At 66.1% G+C, this 17,169-nt stretch carries 13 protein-coding genes and 1 pseudogene; 7 read left to right on the top strand and 7 right to left on the bottom strand.

Going from position 1 to position 17,169, the window contains the following annotated elements; genetic code table 11:
* The 5 genes and pseudogenes from AX729_RS16470 to AX729_RS16490 form a co-directional block, all read right to left on the bottom strand.
* A pseudogene (locus AX729_RS16470) lies at positions 1-410 on the bottom strand (hypothetical protein); the annotation flags it as partial.
* Positions 411-447: 37 nt separating this feature from the next.
* Positions 448-1,740, bottom strand: a complete 1,293-nt coding sequence (locus tag AX729_RS16475; protein WP_061024833.1) for an adenylosuccinate synthase — start codon at positions 1,738-1,740, stop codon at positions 448-450.
* 248 nt (positions 1,741-1,988) lie between these two features.
* Positions 1,989-2,672: an ABC transporter ATP-binding protein gene (locus tag AX729_RS16480; protein WP_061024835.1), complete on the bottom strand. Its 684-nt coding sequence runs from the start codon at positions 2,670-2,672 to the stop codon at positions 1,989-1,991.
* Complete coding sequence (locus AX729_RS16485; RefSeq protein ID WP_061024838.1) at positions 2,665-3,891, bottom strand: ABC transporter permease; 1,227 nt, start codon at positions 3,889-3,891, stop codon at positions 2,665-2,667. The genes AX729_RS16480 and AX729_RS16485 overlap by 8 nt, the downstream gene beginning before the upstream one ends.
* Positions 3,888-5,156, bottom strand: coding sequence for an efflux RND transporter periplasmic adaptor subunit (locus AX729_RS16490; RefSeq protein ID WP_061025281.1), 1,269 nt, complete (start codon positions 5,154-5,156; stop codon positions 3,888-3,890). Before AX729_RS16490 ends, AX729_RS16485 begins: the two co-directional genes overlap by 4 nt.
* A 164-nt stretch (positions 5,157-5,320) precedes the next feature.
* Here AX729_RS16490 and mgtA point away from each other — a divergent pair, with 164 nt between their 5' ends.
* Positions 5,321-7,843 (top strand): magnesium-translocating P-type ATPase, encoded by a 2,523-nt coding sequence (gene mgtA / locus AX729_RS16495; RefSeq protein ID WP_061024840.1) that lies wholly within the window; start codon positions 5,321-5,323, stop codon positions 7,841-7,843.
* Between the two features lie 149 nt (positions 7,844-7,992).
* Entirely contained in the window at positions 7,993-8,943 is a 951-nt protein-coding gene (locus AX729_RS16500) for a DMT family transporter (protein WP_061024842.1), read from the top strand.
* Here the strand turns inward: AX729_RS16500 and AX729_RS16505 are convergent.
* Positions 8,933-9,319 carry a DUF1330 domain-containing protein gene (locus AX729_RS16505; protein ID WP_082770452.1) on the bottom strand — a complete coding sequence of 129 codons (387 nt, stop codon included), beginning with the start codon at positions 9,317-9,319 and terminating at the stop codon, positions 8,933-8,935. The two genes, AX729_RS16500 and AX729_RS16505, sit on opposite strands and share 11 nt — an antisense overlap.
* 104 nt (positions 9,320-9,423) lie before the next feature.
* On the opposite strand from AX729_RS16505, the gene AX729_RS16510 reads away from it, so the two are divergent.
* A complete protein-coding gene (locus AX729_RS16510) occupies positions 9,424-10,359 on the top strand; it encodes a DMT family transporter (protein WP_061024846.1) in 936 nt (311 codons plus the stop codon).
* A gap of 98 nt (positions 10,360-10,457) precedes the next feature.
* Entirely contained in the window at positions 10,458-11,435 is a 978-nt protein-coding gene (locus tag AX729_RS16515) for a Bug family tripartite tricarboxylate transporter substrate binding protein (RefSeq protein ID WP_061024848.1), read from the top strand.
* A 184-nt stretch (positions 11,436-11,619) separates the two neighbouring features.
* On the opposite strand, the gene AX729_RS16520 is transcribed toward AX729_RS16515, so the two are convergent.
* A complete protein-coding gene (locus AX729_RS16520) occupies positions 11,620-13,305 on the bottom strand; it encodes a methyl-accepting chemotaxis protein (protein WP_061025282.1) in 1,686 nt (561 codons plus the stop codon).
* Positions 13,306-13,563: 258 nt separating this feature from the next.
* Here AX729_RS16520 and AX729_RS16525 point away from each other — a divergent pair, with 258 nt between their 5' ends.
* The 3 genes from AX729_RS16525 to AX729_RS16535 all read left to right on the top strand — a co-directional run bounded on the left by AX729_RS16525 (position 13,564) and on the right by AX729_RS16535 (position 17,153).
* Positions 13,564-14,607, top strand: coding sequence for a C-terminal binding protein (locus AX729_RS16525; RefSeq protein WP_061024850.1), 1,044 nt, complete (start codon positions 13,564-13,566; stop codon positions 14,605-14,607).
* Positions 14,608-14,693: 86 nt separating this feature from the next.
* Positions 14,694-16,040: an ABC transporter substrate-binding protein gene (locus AX729_RS16530; protein ID WP_061024852.1), complete on the top strand. Its 1,347-nt coding sequence runs from the start codon at positions 14,694-14,696 to the stop codon at positions 16,038-16,040.
* A 156-nt stretch (positions 16,041-16,196) separates the two neighbouring features.
* Positions 16,197-17,153 carry a carbohydrate ABC transporter permease gene (locus AX729_RS16535; RefSeq protein ID WP_061024853.1) on the top strand — a complete coding sequence of 319 codons (957 nt, stop codon included), beginning with the start codon at positions 16,197-16,199 and terminating at the stop codon, positions 17,151-17,153.
* The last annotated feature ends 16 nt before the right edge of the window (positions 17,154-17,169 follow it).

Below are 17,169 nucleotides of genomic sequence, written 5' to 3' on the forward strand. Positions count from 1 at the left end.
GGGGCTTCTCCCTGGTCATCGACATTGAAGGACGGGCGGTCGGCGCGTGGCGGCGCCGGCGCCGGTCGCGTGCGCGGCGGGGCCGGCTGCGATGTGGAGGCGCTGCCTTCCGCTGCGCGGGTGCTGGCCCGGCGGAAGGCATCGCCACTGCCGCCGGGGCGGGCGCCGCCACCGGGACGCGAGGCCTCGCGGGCGCGCTGGGCGGCCTCCGATTCGACCTTGCGGACAGCCTCTTCCAGCGACAGCCGCTCGCGCGTGATCTCGGATTCGGAAAGCGGCGGCTGCACGCTGCGCAGCTGCGCGATCAACGCCGTCCTCGCCCGTTCATAGAGCGCGCGACGGCTTTCGCCGGGAGCGTTGGGGTCCAGGGCGGCAATAGCGCGGGCGATCAGCGGATAGTAATCAGCCATTTCAACTCAACTATATCCGCGTCCTGGTAAGAGATCGTTAAGCTTCAAACGGATTTTGCACCAGGATAGTATCCTCGCGTTCAGGGCTGGTGGAAAGCAGCGCGACCGGGCAGCCCACCAATTCCTCGATCCGGCGGACATATTTGATGGCCTGGGCCGGCAGGTCGGCCCAGGACCGCGCATTGGCGGTCGGCTCCTTCCAGCCTTCGATGGTCTCGTAGATCGGCTCGACCCGGGCCTGGGCGCCCTCGCCCGCCGGGAAATGGTCGATCTCCTTGCCGTCGAGCTTGTAACCGGTGCAAACCTCGATCGAATCGAAGCCGTCGAGGATGTCCAGCTTGGTCAGCGCCAGCCCGTTGATGCCGCAGGTCCGGACCGCCTGGCGGACCAGCACGGCGTCGAACCAGCCACAGCGGCGGGGACGGCCGGTGTTGGTGCCGAACTCGCGACCGCGCTCGCCGATCTTGCGGCCGACCTCGTTGTCCTGCTCCGTCGGAAACGGGCCCTGGCCGACGCGGGTCGTGTAGGCCTTGCACAGGCCGAGCACGTAGCCGACCGCGCCCGGCCCGACGCCGGCGCCGGTCGCGGCCTGCGCGGCCACCGTGTTGGACGAGGTGACGTAAGGATAGGTGCCGTGGTCGACGTCAAGCAGCGCGCCCTGGGCGCCCTCGAACAGCATGCGCTTGCCTTCGCGCCGCTTGATGTCGAGCAGCCGCCACACCGTCTCGGCATAAGGCAGGAGCTGCGGCGCCAGCGCGGTCAGTTCCTTCAGGATCTCCTTGCCGTCGAACTCCGGCAAATTGAGCCCGCGGCGCAATGCGTTGTGGTGGGCAAGGAGCCGGTCGATCTTGTGCGGGAGCGTGTCGAGGTCGGCGAGATCCATCAGGCGGATGGCGCGGCGGCCGACCTTGTCCTCATAGGCAGGACCGATGCCGCGGCGGGTGGTGCCGATCGCAGTCGCCGCGTTGGCCGATTCGCGATGCGCGTCGAGTTCGCGGTGCAGCGGCAGGATCAGCGTGACGTTCTCGGCGACGCGCAGATTGTCCGGAGAGACCGCAACGCCCTGCGACCTCAGCCTGGTGACCTCGTCGAGAAAGGCGGAGGGATCGAACACCACGCCGTTGCCGATCACGGACAGCTTGCCCTCGCGCAGCACGCCGGAGGGCAGCAGCGCGAGCTTGTAGGTCTTGCCGTTGATCACCAGCGTGTGGCCGGCGTTGTGGCCGCCCTGGAAGCGGACGACGATGTCGGCCTGTTCCGACAACCAGTCGACGATCTTGCCCTTCCCTTCGTCGCCCCACTGGGCGCCGACGACGACAACGTTGGCCATTCGCGGGTAATCCTATTCAATCTGTCTCTCGGGCATGATCCTCGCGGAAAACCGGTGCCCACTCTTCCGGGTCATGCCTGCGCCAAGCCCAATCGGCGGCCGCAGCCGCCCGCGCGCAAGGCAGCCAACCGGATAAAGGAAGCAGCCCCTCTAGGCAAGCAAGAACGGGGCTTTTTCGGTGCCCAAAGCCCAACCCAAGCCTTTGATATCCCCTTAAAATCCTCTCCTCGCCGGAGCTCTTTGCGTCCTCAGGCGCGGATGCGGCCGTCGATCACTTCGATGATGCGGTCGCAGCGCCGCGCCAGGTCCATATTGTGGGTGACGAGGAGGAAGCTCGTCCCGCTGTCCCGGTTGACCTGCCGCATCAGCTCGAACACGGCATCCGCCGACCGGGTGTCGAGATTGCCCGTCGGCTCGTCCGCCAGCACGAGGTCGGGCTTCATGGCGAGCGCGCGCGCCACCGCCACCCGCTGCTGCTGGCCGCCCGACATGTTGTTGGCGAGGTTGCCGGCGAATTTCTCCAGCCCGATCTGCGCCAGCAGCCGGTCCGCCCGGGCCTCGATCTCCTCGTTCGGAAAGCCGCGGTCGACGAGCATGGGCATCATGACGTTCTCCCGTGCGGTGAAGGCCGAGATCAGGAGATGGTGCTGGAACACGAAGCCGATGGTGTGGCCGCGCAGATGCGTGATCTCGGCATCGCCGAGTGCGGCGGTGTCCTGACCCTTGATCAGGAGCCGGCCCGAGGTCGGGCGGTCGAGCAGGCCGACGATGTTGAGCAGCGTGCTCTTGCCCGAGCCGGACGGGCCGATCAGCGCGAGGAACTCGCCATGATCGAGCTCGAGGTCGATGTCGTGCAGCACCTCGGTCTGGTTCGGCTGACCGACGTTGTAGGCCTTGCAGACCTTCTCGAGCCTGAGGATTTCGCTAGCCACGGATCGCCACCACCGGATCGAGCTTGGCGGCGCGCACCGCCGGCGCCATCGCCGCGAGCAGTCCCGTGACGGTGGCGAGCAGCGCGGTGTAGACGAACAGGCTGCGCTCCATCACGAGCGGAAACAGTTCGGTGCCGTCGGCCTGGCGCGCCACCGAATGCCAATAGACCAGCGCGGCCGCACCCAACGTTGCGCCGAACAGCGAGCCGACGAAGCCGAGCAGCCCGCCCTGGATCAGGAACACGCGCAGCACCTGGCCGCGCGACGTGCCCATCGCGCGCAGGATGCCGATGTCCTTGGAGCGCTGGATGACCGAGACCACCAGCACCGCCGCGATGCCGAAGGCGACAGACAGCCCGACGAAGATGCGGATCAAGGTGTTGGTGTTCTGCTGGGCCTGCACCGCGCTGAAGAACTGCGCATTGGTCTTGATCCAGCTCTCCGCCTCGACCACGTTGGCGGCCTGGATGCGTTGGGCGATCTCCTCCGCCGCGTAGATGTCGGTGACGGTGATGTCGATGGTGGTGATGCCGCCGATCATGCCGAGCAGCGACTGCCCGGTGCGCAAGGCGACATAGCAGACGCGCTGGTTGACGCTCTTGTTGCCGAGGTCGACGAGGCCGGAGATGGTGAGCACGCGCGTCGCACCGGACGCGGCCCGGATATTGAGCTTGTCGCCGACGGTGGCGCCGAGATCCCTGGCGAGCTCGATGCCGATGATGACGTCTTCGCTGGTCAGGCGCGCATCGCCCGCGACGATGTAGTCCGGCACCCTGACGATCTTGAAATAGGAGTCCGGCTCGACGCCGGACAGATTGACCGAACGGCTGGCATCGCCGCGGATCGCGAGCACCGAGCCGAGAATCGTCGGCGAAACCGCGACCACCTCGGGCATGGCCTGCATCTGGGCCCTGATCTTCGGCCATTGATCGATCGAGATCACCCGCTGGCTCGGACGCTGCACCGCCGCGTCCTCGATCTCGCCGGGCGCGTTGCGGAGCGGACGCGCGACCTGGTCCGGCGCCAGCAGCTGGATCTGCGGCTGCGATGTCAGCACGCGCTTGATGAAATTGGCCTGCAGCCCCACCAGCATCGCCGACATGAACACGATGACCCCGACGCCGATCGCGATGCCGCCGATGATGAAGATGGTCTGGAGCCGCCCCTCGCGCAGGAAGCGCACCGCCATGGTCCACTCGATCGGCACCCAGTGGTTCATTGCAGGACGGGACGCAGGCGCTGGCCGACGAGGATGCGGGAGCTCTGCGGGATGGCGAGGTCGCCGGCACCAAGACCACTGGCGATCTCGACATGGCTGTTGCCGCGCAGGCCGACCTTCACCGGCCGCTGCACGGCGCGGCCGTCCTTGATGCCGAGCACCCAGGGATTGCCGGACAGGATGTCGTGCACGGCGCGGAGCGGCAGCACCAGCGCGTCGTCCTTCGCGGCCGTCTCGATATCGACCGACACGGTCATGTCCTGGCGCAGATAGTCCGGCGGATCGGCGACGGTCAGCTTCACCTCGACCGAGGCGCGCGAGATGTCGATGCCGGGATTGATGTAGGTGATGGCGGCACCGAAGCGCCGGTCCGGATAGGCGTCGGCCGAGGCGATCGCCTTCTGGCCGAGTGCGATCCTGCCGAGATTGCGCTCGTCGATCTGCAGCACGAGCTGGGCATCGCCCGCCGGGGCCAGCACCAGCAGGGTCTTGCCGGGCTGCACCACGGTGCCGCGCTCGACATTGCGGGTGATCAGGACGCCATCGCGGGGTGCGACGATGGTGGCGTAGTCGAGGCGGGATTCGGCGGTGTCGAGATTGGCGCGGGCCTGATTGAGCAGCGTCTGGGCCATCACGTAGTCGCTGCCGCCGGGGCTTGCGGTGTAGACCTGAAACTCGGCGGCGCGCATCTGGGCGCGGGCGACGTCGAGGGTCTTCTGGGCGTCGTCGAGCGCAGCGCGCGTCGCATAGCCGTTGCGCTCGAGCTGGGCGGTACGGTCATAGGTCTGCTGGGCATTGAGCAGCGTCGCCCTGGCCTGCGTCAGCGCCTGCTGCGCCGAAGGCAGGGTCAGCTCCTGGAGCTGGCGGATGCGCGCCTCGGCCTGGGCCACCGCGCCCTGCGCCTGCACCACGCTGGCCTTGAGCTCGCGCGATTCCAGCGCGATCAGCGGCTGGCCCTTGACGACCTTCTCGCCCTGATGGACCAGCACATCCTGCACCGTGCCGGTGAGCTGGCTGCCGATCTCGACGCGGTAAGGCGTTTCGACATGGCCGCTCGCCACCACGGTCTCGATCAGGCGTCCCCGTGCGACCCGGTCGACGACGACGGCCGGCCCCAGGATCGCGCGCACGCCCTGCCAGGCGCCCAGCGCCAGTAACACCGCCAGGGCCAGGATGAACCATTTGTGACTGAGGAATCCTGTCCATAGCGTCGCGACGGAGAACCGTCGCTTGTGCTGCGGCAGGACGATGGTTTGCTCGACCATGACAACGCCATGCGGATCGTGCCGGGCCTGCCGGCGGATTCCAGTTTCGATTTCGACGCCCGGCATGACCGGGTGACTGGATGCCACGCTAGCGTGCGATCGGAAAACGGGATTGCTCTAGGTCAAGAGGTTACGCCGAGTTTAGATGCATTGCCGTCCGGCAGATGCCCTCGAACCGAGAGTTTCGCGTGCCGGACTGTGAAACGCATGCCGAACCCGATTTCTGGCGGCGCTCTCCCGCGGAGCTCGCCAGCCATCTGGGTTGCGGCCTCACCGGCCTGACCTCGGCCGAGGCTGCCGAGCGCATCGACCGGTTCGGGCCGAACAGCGACGCGCCGCCGCGCATCGAAGGCGCGGCGCGCGCCGTCCTGCGCCGCCTGCTCGAGCCGCTCTCGCTGATCCTGCTGGTCGCTGGCCTGGTTTCGATGCTGACCGGCGACGAGATCGGCGGGCTGATCATCGTCCTTATACTGACGCTCTCGATCGGTCTCGACACGGTCCAGGAGGGCCACGCGGTCCGTGCCGCCGAGATTCTCCGCCGTTCGGTGGCGCTCAAGACCGAAGTGAAGCGCGACGGCGTCTTCCGCGACATCGACGTCGATCACGTCGTGCCCGGCGACCTCGTGCGCGTCCGTTCCGGCGACATCATTCCGGCCGACGCGCTGATCCTGGAGAGCACGGCCTTCACCGCCGGCGAGGCGGCGCTCACGGGTGAGCCCTACCCGGTCGCGAAGCGCGCCGGCGCGGCGACCGATCCCGATGATAGCTCGAACGCATTGTTCCGCGGCGCCGTCGCACAGACCGGCGAGGCCCTTGCGCTGGTGGTTCGGACCGGCCGCGACACCGTCTTCGGAGCGGCGGCCTCGGCGCTGGCGGAAGCCCAGGCGCCCTCCCCGTTCGAACGCGATCTGCGCGAATTCGGCCTCGTCGTGGCGCGCGCCACGCTGGCGCTCGTGCTGATCGTCCTGACCGTGCGCGTGGTGTTCGGCCGCCCGGTGCTGGACTCACTCTTGTTCGCGGTCGCGCTCGCGGTCGGACTGACACCGGAACTCCTTCCGATGATCACCACGGTGACGCTGTCGCGCGGCGCGCTGCGCATGGCCCGACGCAAGGTGATCGTCAAGCGGCTCACCGCGATCCACGATCTCGGCGCGATGTCGGTGCTGTGCACGGACAAGACCGGCACGCTGACCTCGGCGGAGATCACGCTGGCGCGAAGCCTCGATGCCGCCGGCGAGGACGCCCCGCGTGCCGCGCAGCTTGGCGCGGTCGCCGCATCGCTCGGCGGCGACCGGGGGTCGCTCGATGCCGCGCTGGTCGCCGGCCGGCCGGGCGCCGCCGACGGCTGGACGCTGGCCGGACGGCAGGCGTTCGACTTCTCGCGCAGGCTCGGCTCGGTGCTCGCGACGGGCCCGGAGGGCGCGCTGCTGATCGTCAAGGGCGCACCGGAGGCCGTGCTTGCCCTGTGCCGCATGGACGAGGCAGTGCGCGAGGCCGCGATGGCCCGCGTGCACGCGCTCGCGACCGAAGGCCTGCGCAGCGTGGCCATCGCCTCGCGGGCCTGGACCGGCGCGTTGCGCGAGGTCGAGACCGAGGACGAGACCGATCTCGTCTTCGAGGGATTTTGCGCCTTTGCCGATCCGCCGAAGCCGACGGCCGCCGCCGCCATCGCCCGGCTCGCGGCGCGCGGCGTGAGCCTGAAGATCCTGTCGGGGGACGATCCCGTGGTGGTGAAGCGGCTCGCGAGCCTGGTCGGTCTGAACGCGGAGCGCGTGCTGTCGGGCGCCGACATTGCCGAACTCAGCGATGACGCGCTTGCCGTGCAGGTGCGGTCCGCCGACGCCTTCGGCCGGCTCGCGCCGGACCAGAAGTCGCGCATCGTCAAGGCGCTCCAGGCCGGCGGCGAGGTGGTCGGCTTTCTCGGCGACGGCATCAACGACGCGCCGGCGCTGAAGGTCGCCGATGTCGGCCTGTCGGTGGACGGAGCGACCGCCGTGGCGCAGGCCGCCGCCGACATGATCCTGCTCGCGTCCGATCTCGAAGTCGTCGCCGACGGTGTCGAGGAGGGACGGCGCACCTTCGCCAACATCCTCAAATATGTCCGCATGGGCGCCAGCTCGAATTTCGGCAACATGCTCTCGATGGCGGCGGCCTCGATCGCGCTGCCGTTCCTGCCGATGCTGCCGACGCAGATCCTGCTCAACAACCTGCTCTACGACCTCTCCGAGCTCGGCATCCCCTTCGACCGCGTTGGACCGCAAGCGATCACAAAGCCGCAGGTCTGGAGCATGTCGCGCCTGGTGCGCTTTGCCGCGATCATGGGGCCGCTGTCCTCCGTCTTCGACGTGCTGACCTTCGTGGCGCTGCTGTACCTGTTCAAGGCCTCGCCCGAGGAATTCCGCACCGCCTGGTTCGTCGAATCCATGGCGACGCAGATCCTGGTGATCTTCGTCATCCGCACCTACGGGCGGCCGTGGCAGAACTGGCCCGATCCCGTGCTGGCGGCGTCCTCGCTGATCGCCCTTGTCGTCGCGATGGTGCTGCCGTTCACGCCGGTCGGGAGCTGGTTCGGCTTCGTCACGCCGCCGCCGCTGATGATGGCCGGCATCGCCGGTCTCGTCGTGATTTATCTCGTCTGCACCGAGCTGCTGAAGCCATTCGCGATCCGCATCCGCGGCAAGCGCTGAGGTTCCCCGCATCGCCCGCGCATGGAGGCGATGCAGGGCGCCCCGTTGAAATCCGAACCGTTTCCGTGTCTTTGGACAGGCCGGGCGACGATCCGGCCCGGACGAATGCCGGGCCGGGCCCCGGCTCATGCGGGGCCAAAACAATCACAATGTCCGCCACCGGCCAGACCACCAGCGCGGAGACATCCGGCCACGGCTGGATCGCCAACCAGCCTTATGTACTGCTCAGCATCACCGCGCTGTGCTGGGCCGGCAACGCGATCGTCGGACGGCTCGCCGCCGGCCACATCCCGCCGGTCACGCTGTCGTTCCTGCGCTGGTTCTTCGCCTTCCTGCTGGTGCTGCCGTTTGCCTTCAAGCACCTGGTGCAGGACTGGCCGGCCATCCGCGGCAAGCTCGGCCTGATGATCACGCTCTCGATCACCGGGATCGGCGCCTTCAACACGATGCAATATTGGGCGCTGGAGCATACCCAGGCGCTCAATACGTTGCTGTTGCAGTCGGCCGCGCCGCTGCTCGTGGCGCTGTGGTCGCTGATCATCCTCGGGATCCGGCTCACCGCGGCGCAGGCTTTCGGTGTGCTGCTGTCGATGTGCGGCGTGCTGACCATCCTGCTGCACGGCGATTTCACGACGCTGTCGAACATCGACTTCAACAAGGGCGACCTGATCTTCGTCTTCGCACTCTTGATCTTCGCGCTCTATTCAGTGCTGTCGCTGAAGCGGCCGCCGATGCACGGCCTCTCGTTTCTCGCCTTCACCTTCGGCTGCGGCGCCGCCTGCCTCATTCCGCTGGAGATCTGGGAACTGTCCGCACGCCCGGTCATGAAGCTCGACGGGCCGAACCTGCTGACCCTGTTCTACGTCGCCGTCTTCCCCTCGGCGCTCGCCTATCTCTGCTTCAATCGCGGCGTCCGCCTCATCGGCGCCAACCGCGCCGCGCCGTTCTTCCACGTCGTGCCGGTGTTCGGCTCGATCATGGCGATGGCATTTCTGGGCGAACACCCGCAGGCGTTCCACTTCATCGGCTTCGCCCTGGTGCTGGCGGGCGTGTTCGCGGCGTCGAGGAAGCAGACGGCGGTGCCGCAAGCTACTTCCTGAACTTGCTGTACGCTTCGCTGGTGGCGATAATGACATGTTCGGCACAGCCGTTGACGCGATGCGGATCGGCTTCGCGCTCGTAAGCCTCCGACGTCATCATGTCGACAAAGGCCGAGACGGACGGGTAATGGACCAGCGCGACGAAATCCCATTCGTTGCCTGCGTGCGGACCGAGTGCGACCGCCCTGGCCTCGCCGGTCCAGAGCAGCGTGCCGCCGCGCGCCTTGATCATCGGCACCGTGACGGCGCTGTAGCGCAGATAGGCGTCCCAGCCCGAACCGTCGCCGTCGCGCGAGCGCACGTGGAAACGCATCAGGTTCAGCATCACCACCGATTGATTCGGATCGAGCCGTTCCAGCCCCTCGATGTTCAACATATTAACCGGCAATGGCACCTCCCCGGGTCATGGCTGCATTGTAGCATTGCGACGCTGTCACTTGTGGCGCATCGGCAATCCGGCGCAAGCTCTCATCAAACGCAATGACGACCGCTTCGCCCGCGCCACCGGCCTCGAATCCGGCCAGCTGGCTCAACAACCAGCCTTATCTGCTGCTCAGCCTGACCTCGCTGTTCTGGGCCGGCAACATCGTGCTCGCACGCCATGTCGGTGCGCATGTGCCGCCGCTGACGGTGACCACGATCCGCTGGTACGGCGTGTTCCTGATTCTGTTGCCGTTCGCCTGGCCGCACCTGAAGCGCGACTGGCCCGCCCTGCGCAAGAGCCTGCCGCTGATGCTGTTCCTGTCGCTGGTCGGCTTCGCCTTCAACAACGCGATCTCGTACTGGGCGATGCAATACACCGAGGCGCTGAACGCGCTCTTGATCCAGTCGGCAGGCCCCCTGTTCGTGGCGCTGTGGTCGCTGGTGCTGTTCGGCGTGCGCCTCACCGGCGCGCAGCTCGCCGGCATCGCCATCTCCCTGCTCGGAGTCCTGATCATCATCCTGCGCGGCGATCTCGCCGCGCTCAAGAGCATCAGCTTCAACCGGGGCGACCTCATGTTCGCCTCCTCGCTGGTGGCGTTCGGGATCTACTCCGCCTTCATCCCGCGGCGGCCGAAGATCCATCAGCTCTCCTTCCTGTCCTTCACCACCTGCTGCGGCGCGACCATGCTGCTGCCGACGGCGATCTGGGAGGCCGCTAGTGGCCGCGTGCTGCAATTCGACCTGATAACGCTGGCGACGCTGGGCTACATCCTGATCTTTCCCTCCACCCTCGCCTACCTCTTCTTCAACCGCGGGGTGGCGCTGATCGGGCCGAACCGGGCGGCGCCGTTCTTCCATCTGGTGCCGGTGTTCGGCTCTGCGATGGCGATCCTGCTGCTCGGCGAAAAGCTGCAGGCGTTCCACCTGATCGGCTACGTGCTGGTGCTGGCCGGCGTCGTGATCGCATCGCGCCAGGGCTCGGCGGTGAAGTAATTCCGCGGGACGGACGCGCTCACGACCTACAGCCACCTTTCGAATCCGGTTCGGACAAGCTAGGTTCCCCGCCAACGAAAAAGAGGGAACGTCCAGACATGATTTCAGCGTTGATTCGACACCTGCGGACCGTCGGCGCGGCCGCACTTTGCCTCGCCACTGCCTCCACGGCGCAGGCCGACAACTATCCCAGCCGCAACATCACGCTGGTCTTGCCGTTCGCGGCCGGCAGCGGCACCGACACCACGACGCGGCTGATCTCGCAGCATCTGTCGCAGGCGCTCGGCGTCGGCATCGTGATCGAGAACAAGGCGGGCGCCAACGGCATGCTCGCGGCGACCTATGTCGCGAAGGCCGCCCCCGACGGCTACACGCTGCTGGTGACGACCAACACCACGCATTCGGCCAATCCCTATCTGCTCAAGAGCCTGACTTACGATCCGGTCAAGGATTTCACCCCGATCGCGCGCACCGGCGACTTGCCGTTCATGCTGGTCGTCAATCCGGAAGTGCCGGCCAAGTCCGTCGCCGAACTCGTCGCCTACGGCAAGGCCAATCCGGGCAAGCTGAGCTACGCCTCGGGCTCGTCGTCGGCGATCGTCTCGGGCGCGACCTTCGCGCACAATGCCGGGCTCGACCTGCTGCACGTGCCCTACAAGAGCTCGCCGCCGGCGCTCAACGACGTCATGGGCGGCCGCGTCTCGATGATGTTCGTGGACATCCTGACCGGCCTGCCCCACGTCAACGGCAACGCCCTGCGCGCGCTCGCGGTCACCACCAAGGAGCGATCGCCGCTGGTGCCGCATCTGCCCTCGATGCAGGAGGCCGGCGTGCCCGACTTCGACATCTCGTCCTGGCAGGGCTATTTCGGGCCGGCCGGCCTGCCGAAGGAGATCGTGGTCCGGCTCAACACCGAGATCAGGAAGATCGTCGAGAATCCGGAGATCAAGGCCAAGCTCGCCACGCTCGGCATGGACGCCTTCTCGGGGACGCCGGAGCAGCTCGGCACCTTCGTGAACGAACAGCTCGTGCTGTGGGAGAAGCTCATCACGAACGCGAAGATCGAGAAGCAGTAGGACGTGCTCCTCGGACAATGTCATCGTCCGCGAAGGCGGACGATCCAGTATTCCAGAGGCGCCTGTACTTGAGCCGAGAGGCCGCGGCGTACTGGATGCCCGCCTTCGCGGGGCATGACAGTCGAGAGAAAAAGGTGGGCACGACGCTTCGCGTCTTTGCCCACCTTACGAATTCAGCAAGAGATTACGCCGCGCGCACCTTGGCGAGGAAGTTGTCGACGGCGCTGCGCAGCGCGCCGGACTGGTTGTCCAGCTCGCGGGCGTTGGTGAGCACGTCGGTGGCTGCACTGCCGGTCGCTTCCGCGGCCGAGGTGACGCTGCCGATATGGGCGTTGATCTCGCTCGATCCGGCCGCGACCGACTGGATGTTGCGGGCGATTTCGCGGGTCGCCTCGCCCTGCTGCTCGATCGAGGCGGAAATGCCGGCGGTGATCTCGCTCATCTCGGCGATGGTCTGGGTGATGCCGGAGATGGCCGTGACCGCGTCGCTGGTCGAGGTCTGCATCGCCGCGACCTGCGCGGAGATCTCCTCGGTCGCCTTCGCCGTCTGGTTGGCGAGCGCCTTGACTTCGGAGGCGACGACCGCGAAGCCGCGGCCGGACTCACCGGCACGGGCCGCCTCGATGGTGGCATTGAGCGCGAGCAGATTGGTCTGCGCGGCAATCGAATGGATCAGCTTGACGACTTCGCCGATCTTCTCGGCGCCGGTCGAGAGCACCTGCACGGTGGCGTTGGTACGCTCGGCGTCGCTGACGGCGCGGCTCGCGACTTCCGTCGAGCGCGTGACCTGACGAGAGATCTCCGTAACCGAGCTCGACAGCTCTTCGGCGGCAGCCGCGACCGTGCCGACATTGCCTGAGGCCTTTTGCGAGGCCGCGCCGACCGTCGCGGCACGCGAGGAGGCGTCGCTGGCGGTTGCCGTCATCGACTGCGCCGTCGTCTGCATGCCGGCGGCGGCCGAGGAGACCGAGCGGACGATGCCGTTGACGCTGCGTTCGAAGTCGTTGGCGATCTCTTCCATCGCACTGCGACGTTCCGCCGCGGCGCGTTCCTTGGCATCGGCCTCGGTCTTCTCGAGGTCGCGGATGCGAACTGCGTTGTCCTTGAATATCTGCACGGTCGCGGCCATCGCGCCGACCTCGTCGCCGCGGCCGACGCCCGGAATGTCGCCCTCGAGCTTGCCGTCGGCGAGGTCCTTCATGCGGGTGCCGAGCAGCGCCAGCGGGCGGCTGATGCCGCGGCCGATCAGCCAGGCAACGCTGCCGGCGACGATGACGATGGCGAGCATCGCAAGGCCGAGCATCCAGTAGAGCGGCCCCATCTTGGCATCGATGTCGTCGAGATAGGCGCCGGTGCCGAGATACATGTCGAGGCCGGGCACCGCGACCGCGTAACCGATCTTGCGGATCGGCTTCTCCTGACCGGGCTTCACATATTCGTAGTACAGCAGGATCGACCCGTTGGCCTTGACGCCGTCCATCAGCTCGACGGACAGCTTGCGGCCGTTGGTCATGGCGTCCATGCGGTTCGTACCGATCACCTTCGGGTCGGGCGCAAGCTGCGTGATGCCGTCGTATGAGGTGCCGAACAGGTAACCGGCGCCGTTGTCATAGGTCATCGCGTTGCCGTAGCGGCGAAGCTCGGCCATGGCCGCGTCCTTCGTGATCTCGCCGGCGTCGACGCGTTTCTTGAGCGCGACAGCATAGTTGCGCGCCATCTCCACGATCGCCTTGGCCTGGTCGATGCGTGCGCTCACCATCTCCTGCTTCATCAGGTAGCCGGCGAGGACACCGGAGATGCAGAGACCCAACAGCGTCACGCCGACGAGAATGCCGAGCTTCGGGGCGATCTTCAAATCACTCAATTTCACGGCATGGCTCCGGCAAATGATGGAATACGGCGGGGCGAGATCGACCAAATTCGAATCAACTTTTAGTGCGGGGCCCTTAGCAACTTACTTACGTGCCTCCGTAGAAACCCGGACGCCACCGACGAAATCGGCGGATTTACTCCGCTCCGACAACCGTGAATTGTACGCGACAACGTCGATTTCGCGTAAAAGACGCAAAGATCCCGCCTGCGGGTGCGGGTCGCAACAAGAACCGACAAACCAAATCGGGAGCGGAGAATGCCGAAATACAGGGTGGTGACGCCGAAGGGCGCGAGTTTCACGGTCGCCGGCAGCGATTATTCCTACGAGCGCGAGGCGCTCGATCCGATCGACGCGGAGATCGTCGAGGCTCCGGCCGACGAGGCCGGGTTCATCGCCGCCGCGCAGAATGCCGACGCCATCTACGCCAAGGGCATTCCGATCACCAAGACCATCATCGACAGTTTGCAGAGCTGCAAGGTGATCACGCTCGGCTCGGTCGGCGTCGACAGCGTCGACGTCAAGGCCGCCACCGCGCGCGGCATTCCCGTCACCAACATCCCCGACACCTTCATCGAGGAGGTGGCCGACCACGCCATGATGCTGCTGCTCGCGGGCTTCCGCCGCCTGGTCGAGCAGGACCGCATGGTGCGCGACGGGCGCTGGGCCGAGGGCCGGCCGGCGCTGCTCAAGATCCCCAGGCTGATGGGCCAGACGCTCGGCTTCATCTCGTTCGGCCGCGTCGCGCGCGCGGTTGCGAAGCGCGCCGCCCCGTTCGGCCTGCGCATGATGGCCTATGATCCCTTCATCCAGGAGACTCTGATGTACGACCACGGCGTCATCCCCGCGACGCTGAACGAGGTGCTGTCGCAATCCGACTTCGTCTCGATGCATGCTCCGGCAAGGCCCGAGGTGCATCACATGCTGACGGAGAAGCACTTCCGGCAGATGAAGAAGGGCTCGATCTTCATCAACACCGGCCGCGGCGCCACGGTGGACGAGGAGAGCCTGATCAAGGCTCTGCAGGAGGGCTGGATCGCGCATGCCGCCCTCGACGTGCTGGAGAAGGAACCGCCATCCCACAACAATCCGCTGCTCGGCATGGACAACGTGACCCTGACCGCCCACGTCGCCTCGGCCTCGGCACGGTTCGACGAGGCGCGCAAGCGCCGGGTGGGCTACGAATTGTCACTGGTGCTTCAGGGCATGTGGCCGGTAAGCTGCGTCAATCCGTCGGTGCTGCAGAACACCGCGCTCCGCCGCTGGCAGCCCGTCAGCATGGACCGCGGACCGAACAGCTAGGCGGCCGGCGTAGAACGCGCCGACGACCGAAACGGCCCTTCACCGGCGATCAACGCCGGGAGGGGAGACATCATAGGGAGGAACCAATGAGGAACGACATCACACGTCGTGATGCCTTGGCGCTGGGTCTATCCGCTGCAACGCTCGCAGCCACCGGTGCTGCAGCGCAAACACAGACGTCGACGATCAAGGCCGCCGACGTGCCCGCGCCCAAGCGCGATATCGAAAAGGGCGCATCCTTGCGCATGCTGCGCCCGGTGCGCTTCGTCCAGGCCGACGAGGACGTCTTCCGCGCCAATGCGGCGAAGTTCACCAAGGAGACCGGGGTCGAGGTCAAGGTCGACTTCGTCGGCTGGGAAGACATCAACCAGCAGACCGCGGTGACCGCCAATTCCGGCGCCGGCCCCGACATCATCATCGGCTTCTCGGATGCGCCGCACATCTACATCGACAAGCTGATCGAGCTGACCGACGTCGCGGACTATGTCGGCAAGCGGTACGGCGGCTGGCTGCCGCTGGCGCAACGCTACGGCAAGAAGAACAAGAGCGACGCCTGGATCGGACTGCCGTTCGGTGCCACCGCGGGCCCCCTGATCTACCGCAAGTCGATCCTGCAATCGGTCGGCTTCGACAAGGTGCCGGAAGACCATGCCGGGATTCTCGACCTGTGCCAGAAGCTGCACAAGGCCGGCAAGCCGGCCGGCTTCGCGCTGGGCAACGCCAAGGGCGACGGCAACGGCTTCGCAAACTGGGCGCTATGGTCGCACAACGGCTCCCTGCTCGACGAGGAAGGCAACGTCGTCATCAACAGCAAGGAGACGATCGCCGCGCTGAACTGGGTCAAGCAGCTCTATCCGACCTTCATCGCCGGCACGCCATCATGGAACGACGTCAGCAACAACCGCGCCTACTCCTCGCAGGAGATCTCGCTGACCGCCAACGGCGTCTCGCTGTACTTCTCGCTGAAGAATGATCCGGCGACCAAGGCGATTGCCGAGGACAGCGAGCATCAGCTGCTGCCCAAGGGCGTTGCGAAGATTTCGCCCATGGCGGGCCTGACCCTGAACGCCATGCTGTTCAAGCACAGCCAGTATCCCAACGCCGCAAAGGCCTTCCTGCAATACATGCTGGAAAAGGACCAGTACGAGCCGTGGCTCAATGCCAACTCCGGCTACTGGTCCCAGCCGCTGGCCGCCTATGCCGAGGCCGCCGTGTGGTCGCAGGATCCCAAGGTCAAGCTGTTCAAGGACACGATGAACAGCACCTATTACGACGGCTACAAGGGCCCGATATCGACGGCGACGGGTGCCGTCAGCGCCGACTACGTGCTCATCCAGATGTTCTCTGCGGTTGCGACGGGGTCTGCCACGCCGGAGGCCGCGGCCGCGGAAGCCGAGCAGCGCTGCAAGCGGTACTTCCGGCGGCAGAAGTAACGGCCGTCATTTGGCGCGAAGCGAAGCAATCCAGTCCGCACAGCGCGGCTACAGCCTGGATTGCTTCGTCGCTACAGCGCAAAATTGCTACGCAATTTTGTCGCGAGCTCCTCGCAATGACGGTGAAGTGACTTACACAGACAGGACAACGAACTGATGTCCGTGACGACACTTTCCTCCTCCGCCCTGGCGCATCGTCAGCCCTCCTGGCTGGTCCGCCTGTTCGACTACAAGCCGTTCCTGATCGTGATGTGCCTCGCGCCCGCGATCGGCCTGCTCACCGTGTTCCTGACCTATCCGCTCGGTCTCGGCATCTGGCTTGCTTTCACCGACACCACGATCGGCCGGCGCGGCGTCTATGTGGGAATCGAGAACTTCCAGTACCTGCTCACCGACTCCCTTTGGTGGAACGCGGTATTCTACAGCATTCTCTACACGGGCGTCGCCACGTTCGGAAAGTTCGCCCTCGGCTTCTGGCTGGCGCTGCTGCTCAACAACCATTTTCCGTTCAAGAGCGTCCTGCGTGCGATCATCCTGCTGCCCTGGATCGTGCCGACCGTGCTGTCGGCGCTGGCGTTCTGGTGGATCTACGATCCGCAGTTCTCGATCATCTCTTACCTCCTGGTCGACGTGCTGCACTGGCGGTCGAGCAATATCGACTTCCTCGGCTCGCCCTGGCCGGCGCGCTTTTCGCTGATCGCCGCCAACATCTGGCGCGGCATTCCCTTCGTCGCGATCTCGCTGCTGGCGGGCCTGCAGACCATCTCGCCCTCGCTGTACGAGGCGGCGATGCTCGACGGCGCCAGCGCTTGGCAGCGCTTCCGCTACATCACGTTCCCGATGATGATGCCGATCCTCGCCATCGTCATGACTTTCTCGATCATCTTCACCTTTACTGACTTCCAGCTCGTCTACGCCATCACGCGCGGTGGCCCCGGCAACTCGACTCACCTGCTCGCAACACTGGCTTTCCAGCGCGGCATCGCCGGCGGAGAACTTGGCGAAGGGGCGGCGATCGCAGTGTCGATGATCCCGTTCCTGGTGTTCGCGACGCTGTTCTCCTATTTCGGTTTGGCCCGCCGCAAATGGCAGCAGGGAGAAAGCAATGACTGATAGTGTCGTCCAACCG

Source organism: Bradyrhizobium sp. CCH5-F6, from assembly GCF_001556045.1.
Taxonomy (GTDB): domain Bacteria; phylum Pseudomonadota; class Alphaproteobacteria; order Rhizobiales; family Xanthobacteraceae; genus Bradyrhizobium.

What these genes read in the sequence shown, in the direction of transcription:
- AX729_RS16515 (WP_061024848.1), top strand. Translation starts at nt 10,458, where the DNA reads ATGATTTCAGCGTTGATTCGACACCTGCGGACCGTCGGCGCGGCCGCA.
- AX729_RS16510 (WP_061024846.1), top strand. Translation starts at nt 9,424, where the DNA reads ATGACGACCGCTTCGCCCGCGCCACCGGCCTCGAATCCGGCCAGCTGG.
- AX729_RS16475 (WP_061024833.1), bottom strand. Translation starts at nt 1,740, where the DNA reads ATGGCCAACGTTGTCGTCGTCGGCGCCCAGTGGGGCGACGAAGGGAAG.
- AX729_RS16500 (WP_061024842.1), top strand. Translation starts at nt 7,993, where the DNA reads ATGTCCGCCACCGGCCAGACCACCAGCGCGGAGACATCCGGCCACGGC.
- AX729_RS16485 (WP_061024838.1), bottom strand. Translation starts at nt 3,891, where the DNA reads ATGAACCACTGGGTGCCGATCGAGTGGACCATGGCGGTGCGCTTCCTG.
- AX729_RS16525 (WP_061024850.1), top strand. Translation starts at nt 13,564, where the DNA reads ATGCCGAAATACAGGGTGGTGACGCCGAAGGGCGCGAGTTTCACGGTC.
- mgtA (WP_061024840.1), top strand. Translation starts at nt 5,321, where the DNA reads ATGCCCTCGAACCGAGAGTTTCGCGTGCCGGACTGTGAAACGCATGCC.
- AX729_RS16490 (WP_061025281.1), bottom strand. Translation starts at nt 5,156, where the DNA reads ATGGTCGAGCAAACCATCGTCCTGCCGCAGCACAAGCGACGGTTCTCC.
- AX729_RS16530 (WP_061024852.1), top strand. Translation starts at nt 14,694, where the DNA reads ATGAGGAACGACATCACACGTCGTGATGCCTTGGCGCTGGGTCTATCC.
- AX729_RS16535 (WP_061024853.1), top strand. Translation starts at nt 16,197, where the DNA reads ATGTCCGTGACGACACTTTCCTCCTCCGCCCTGGCGCATCGTCAGCCC.
- AX729_RS16505 (WP_082770452.1), bottom strand. Translation starts at nt 9,319, where the DNA reads ATGTTGAACATCGAGGGGCTGGAACGGCTCGATCCGAATCAATCGGTG.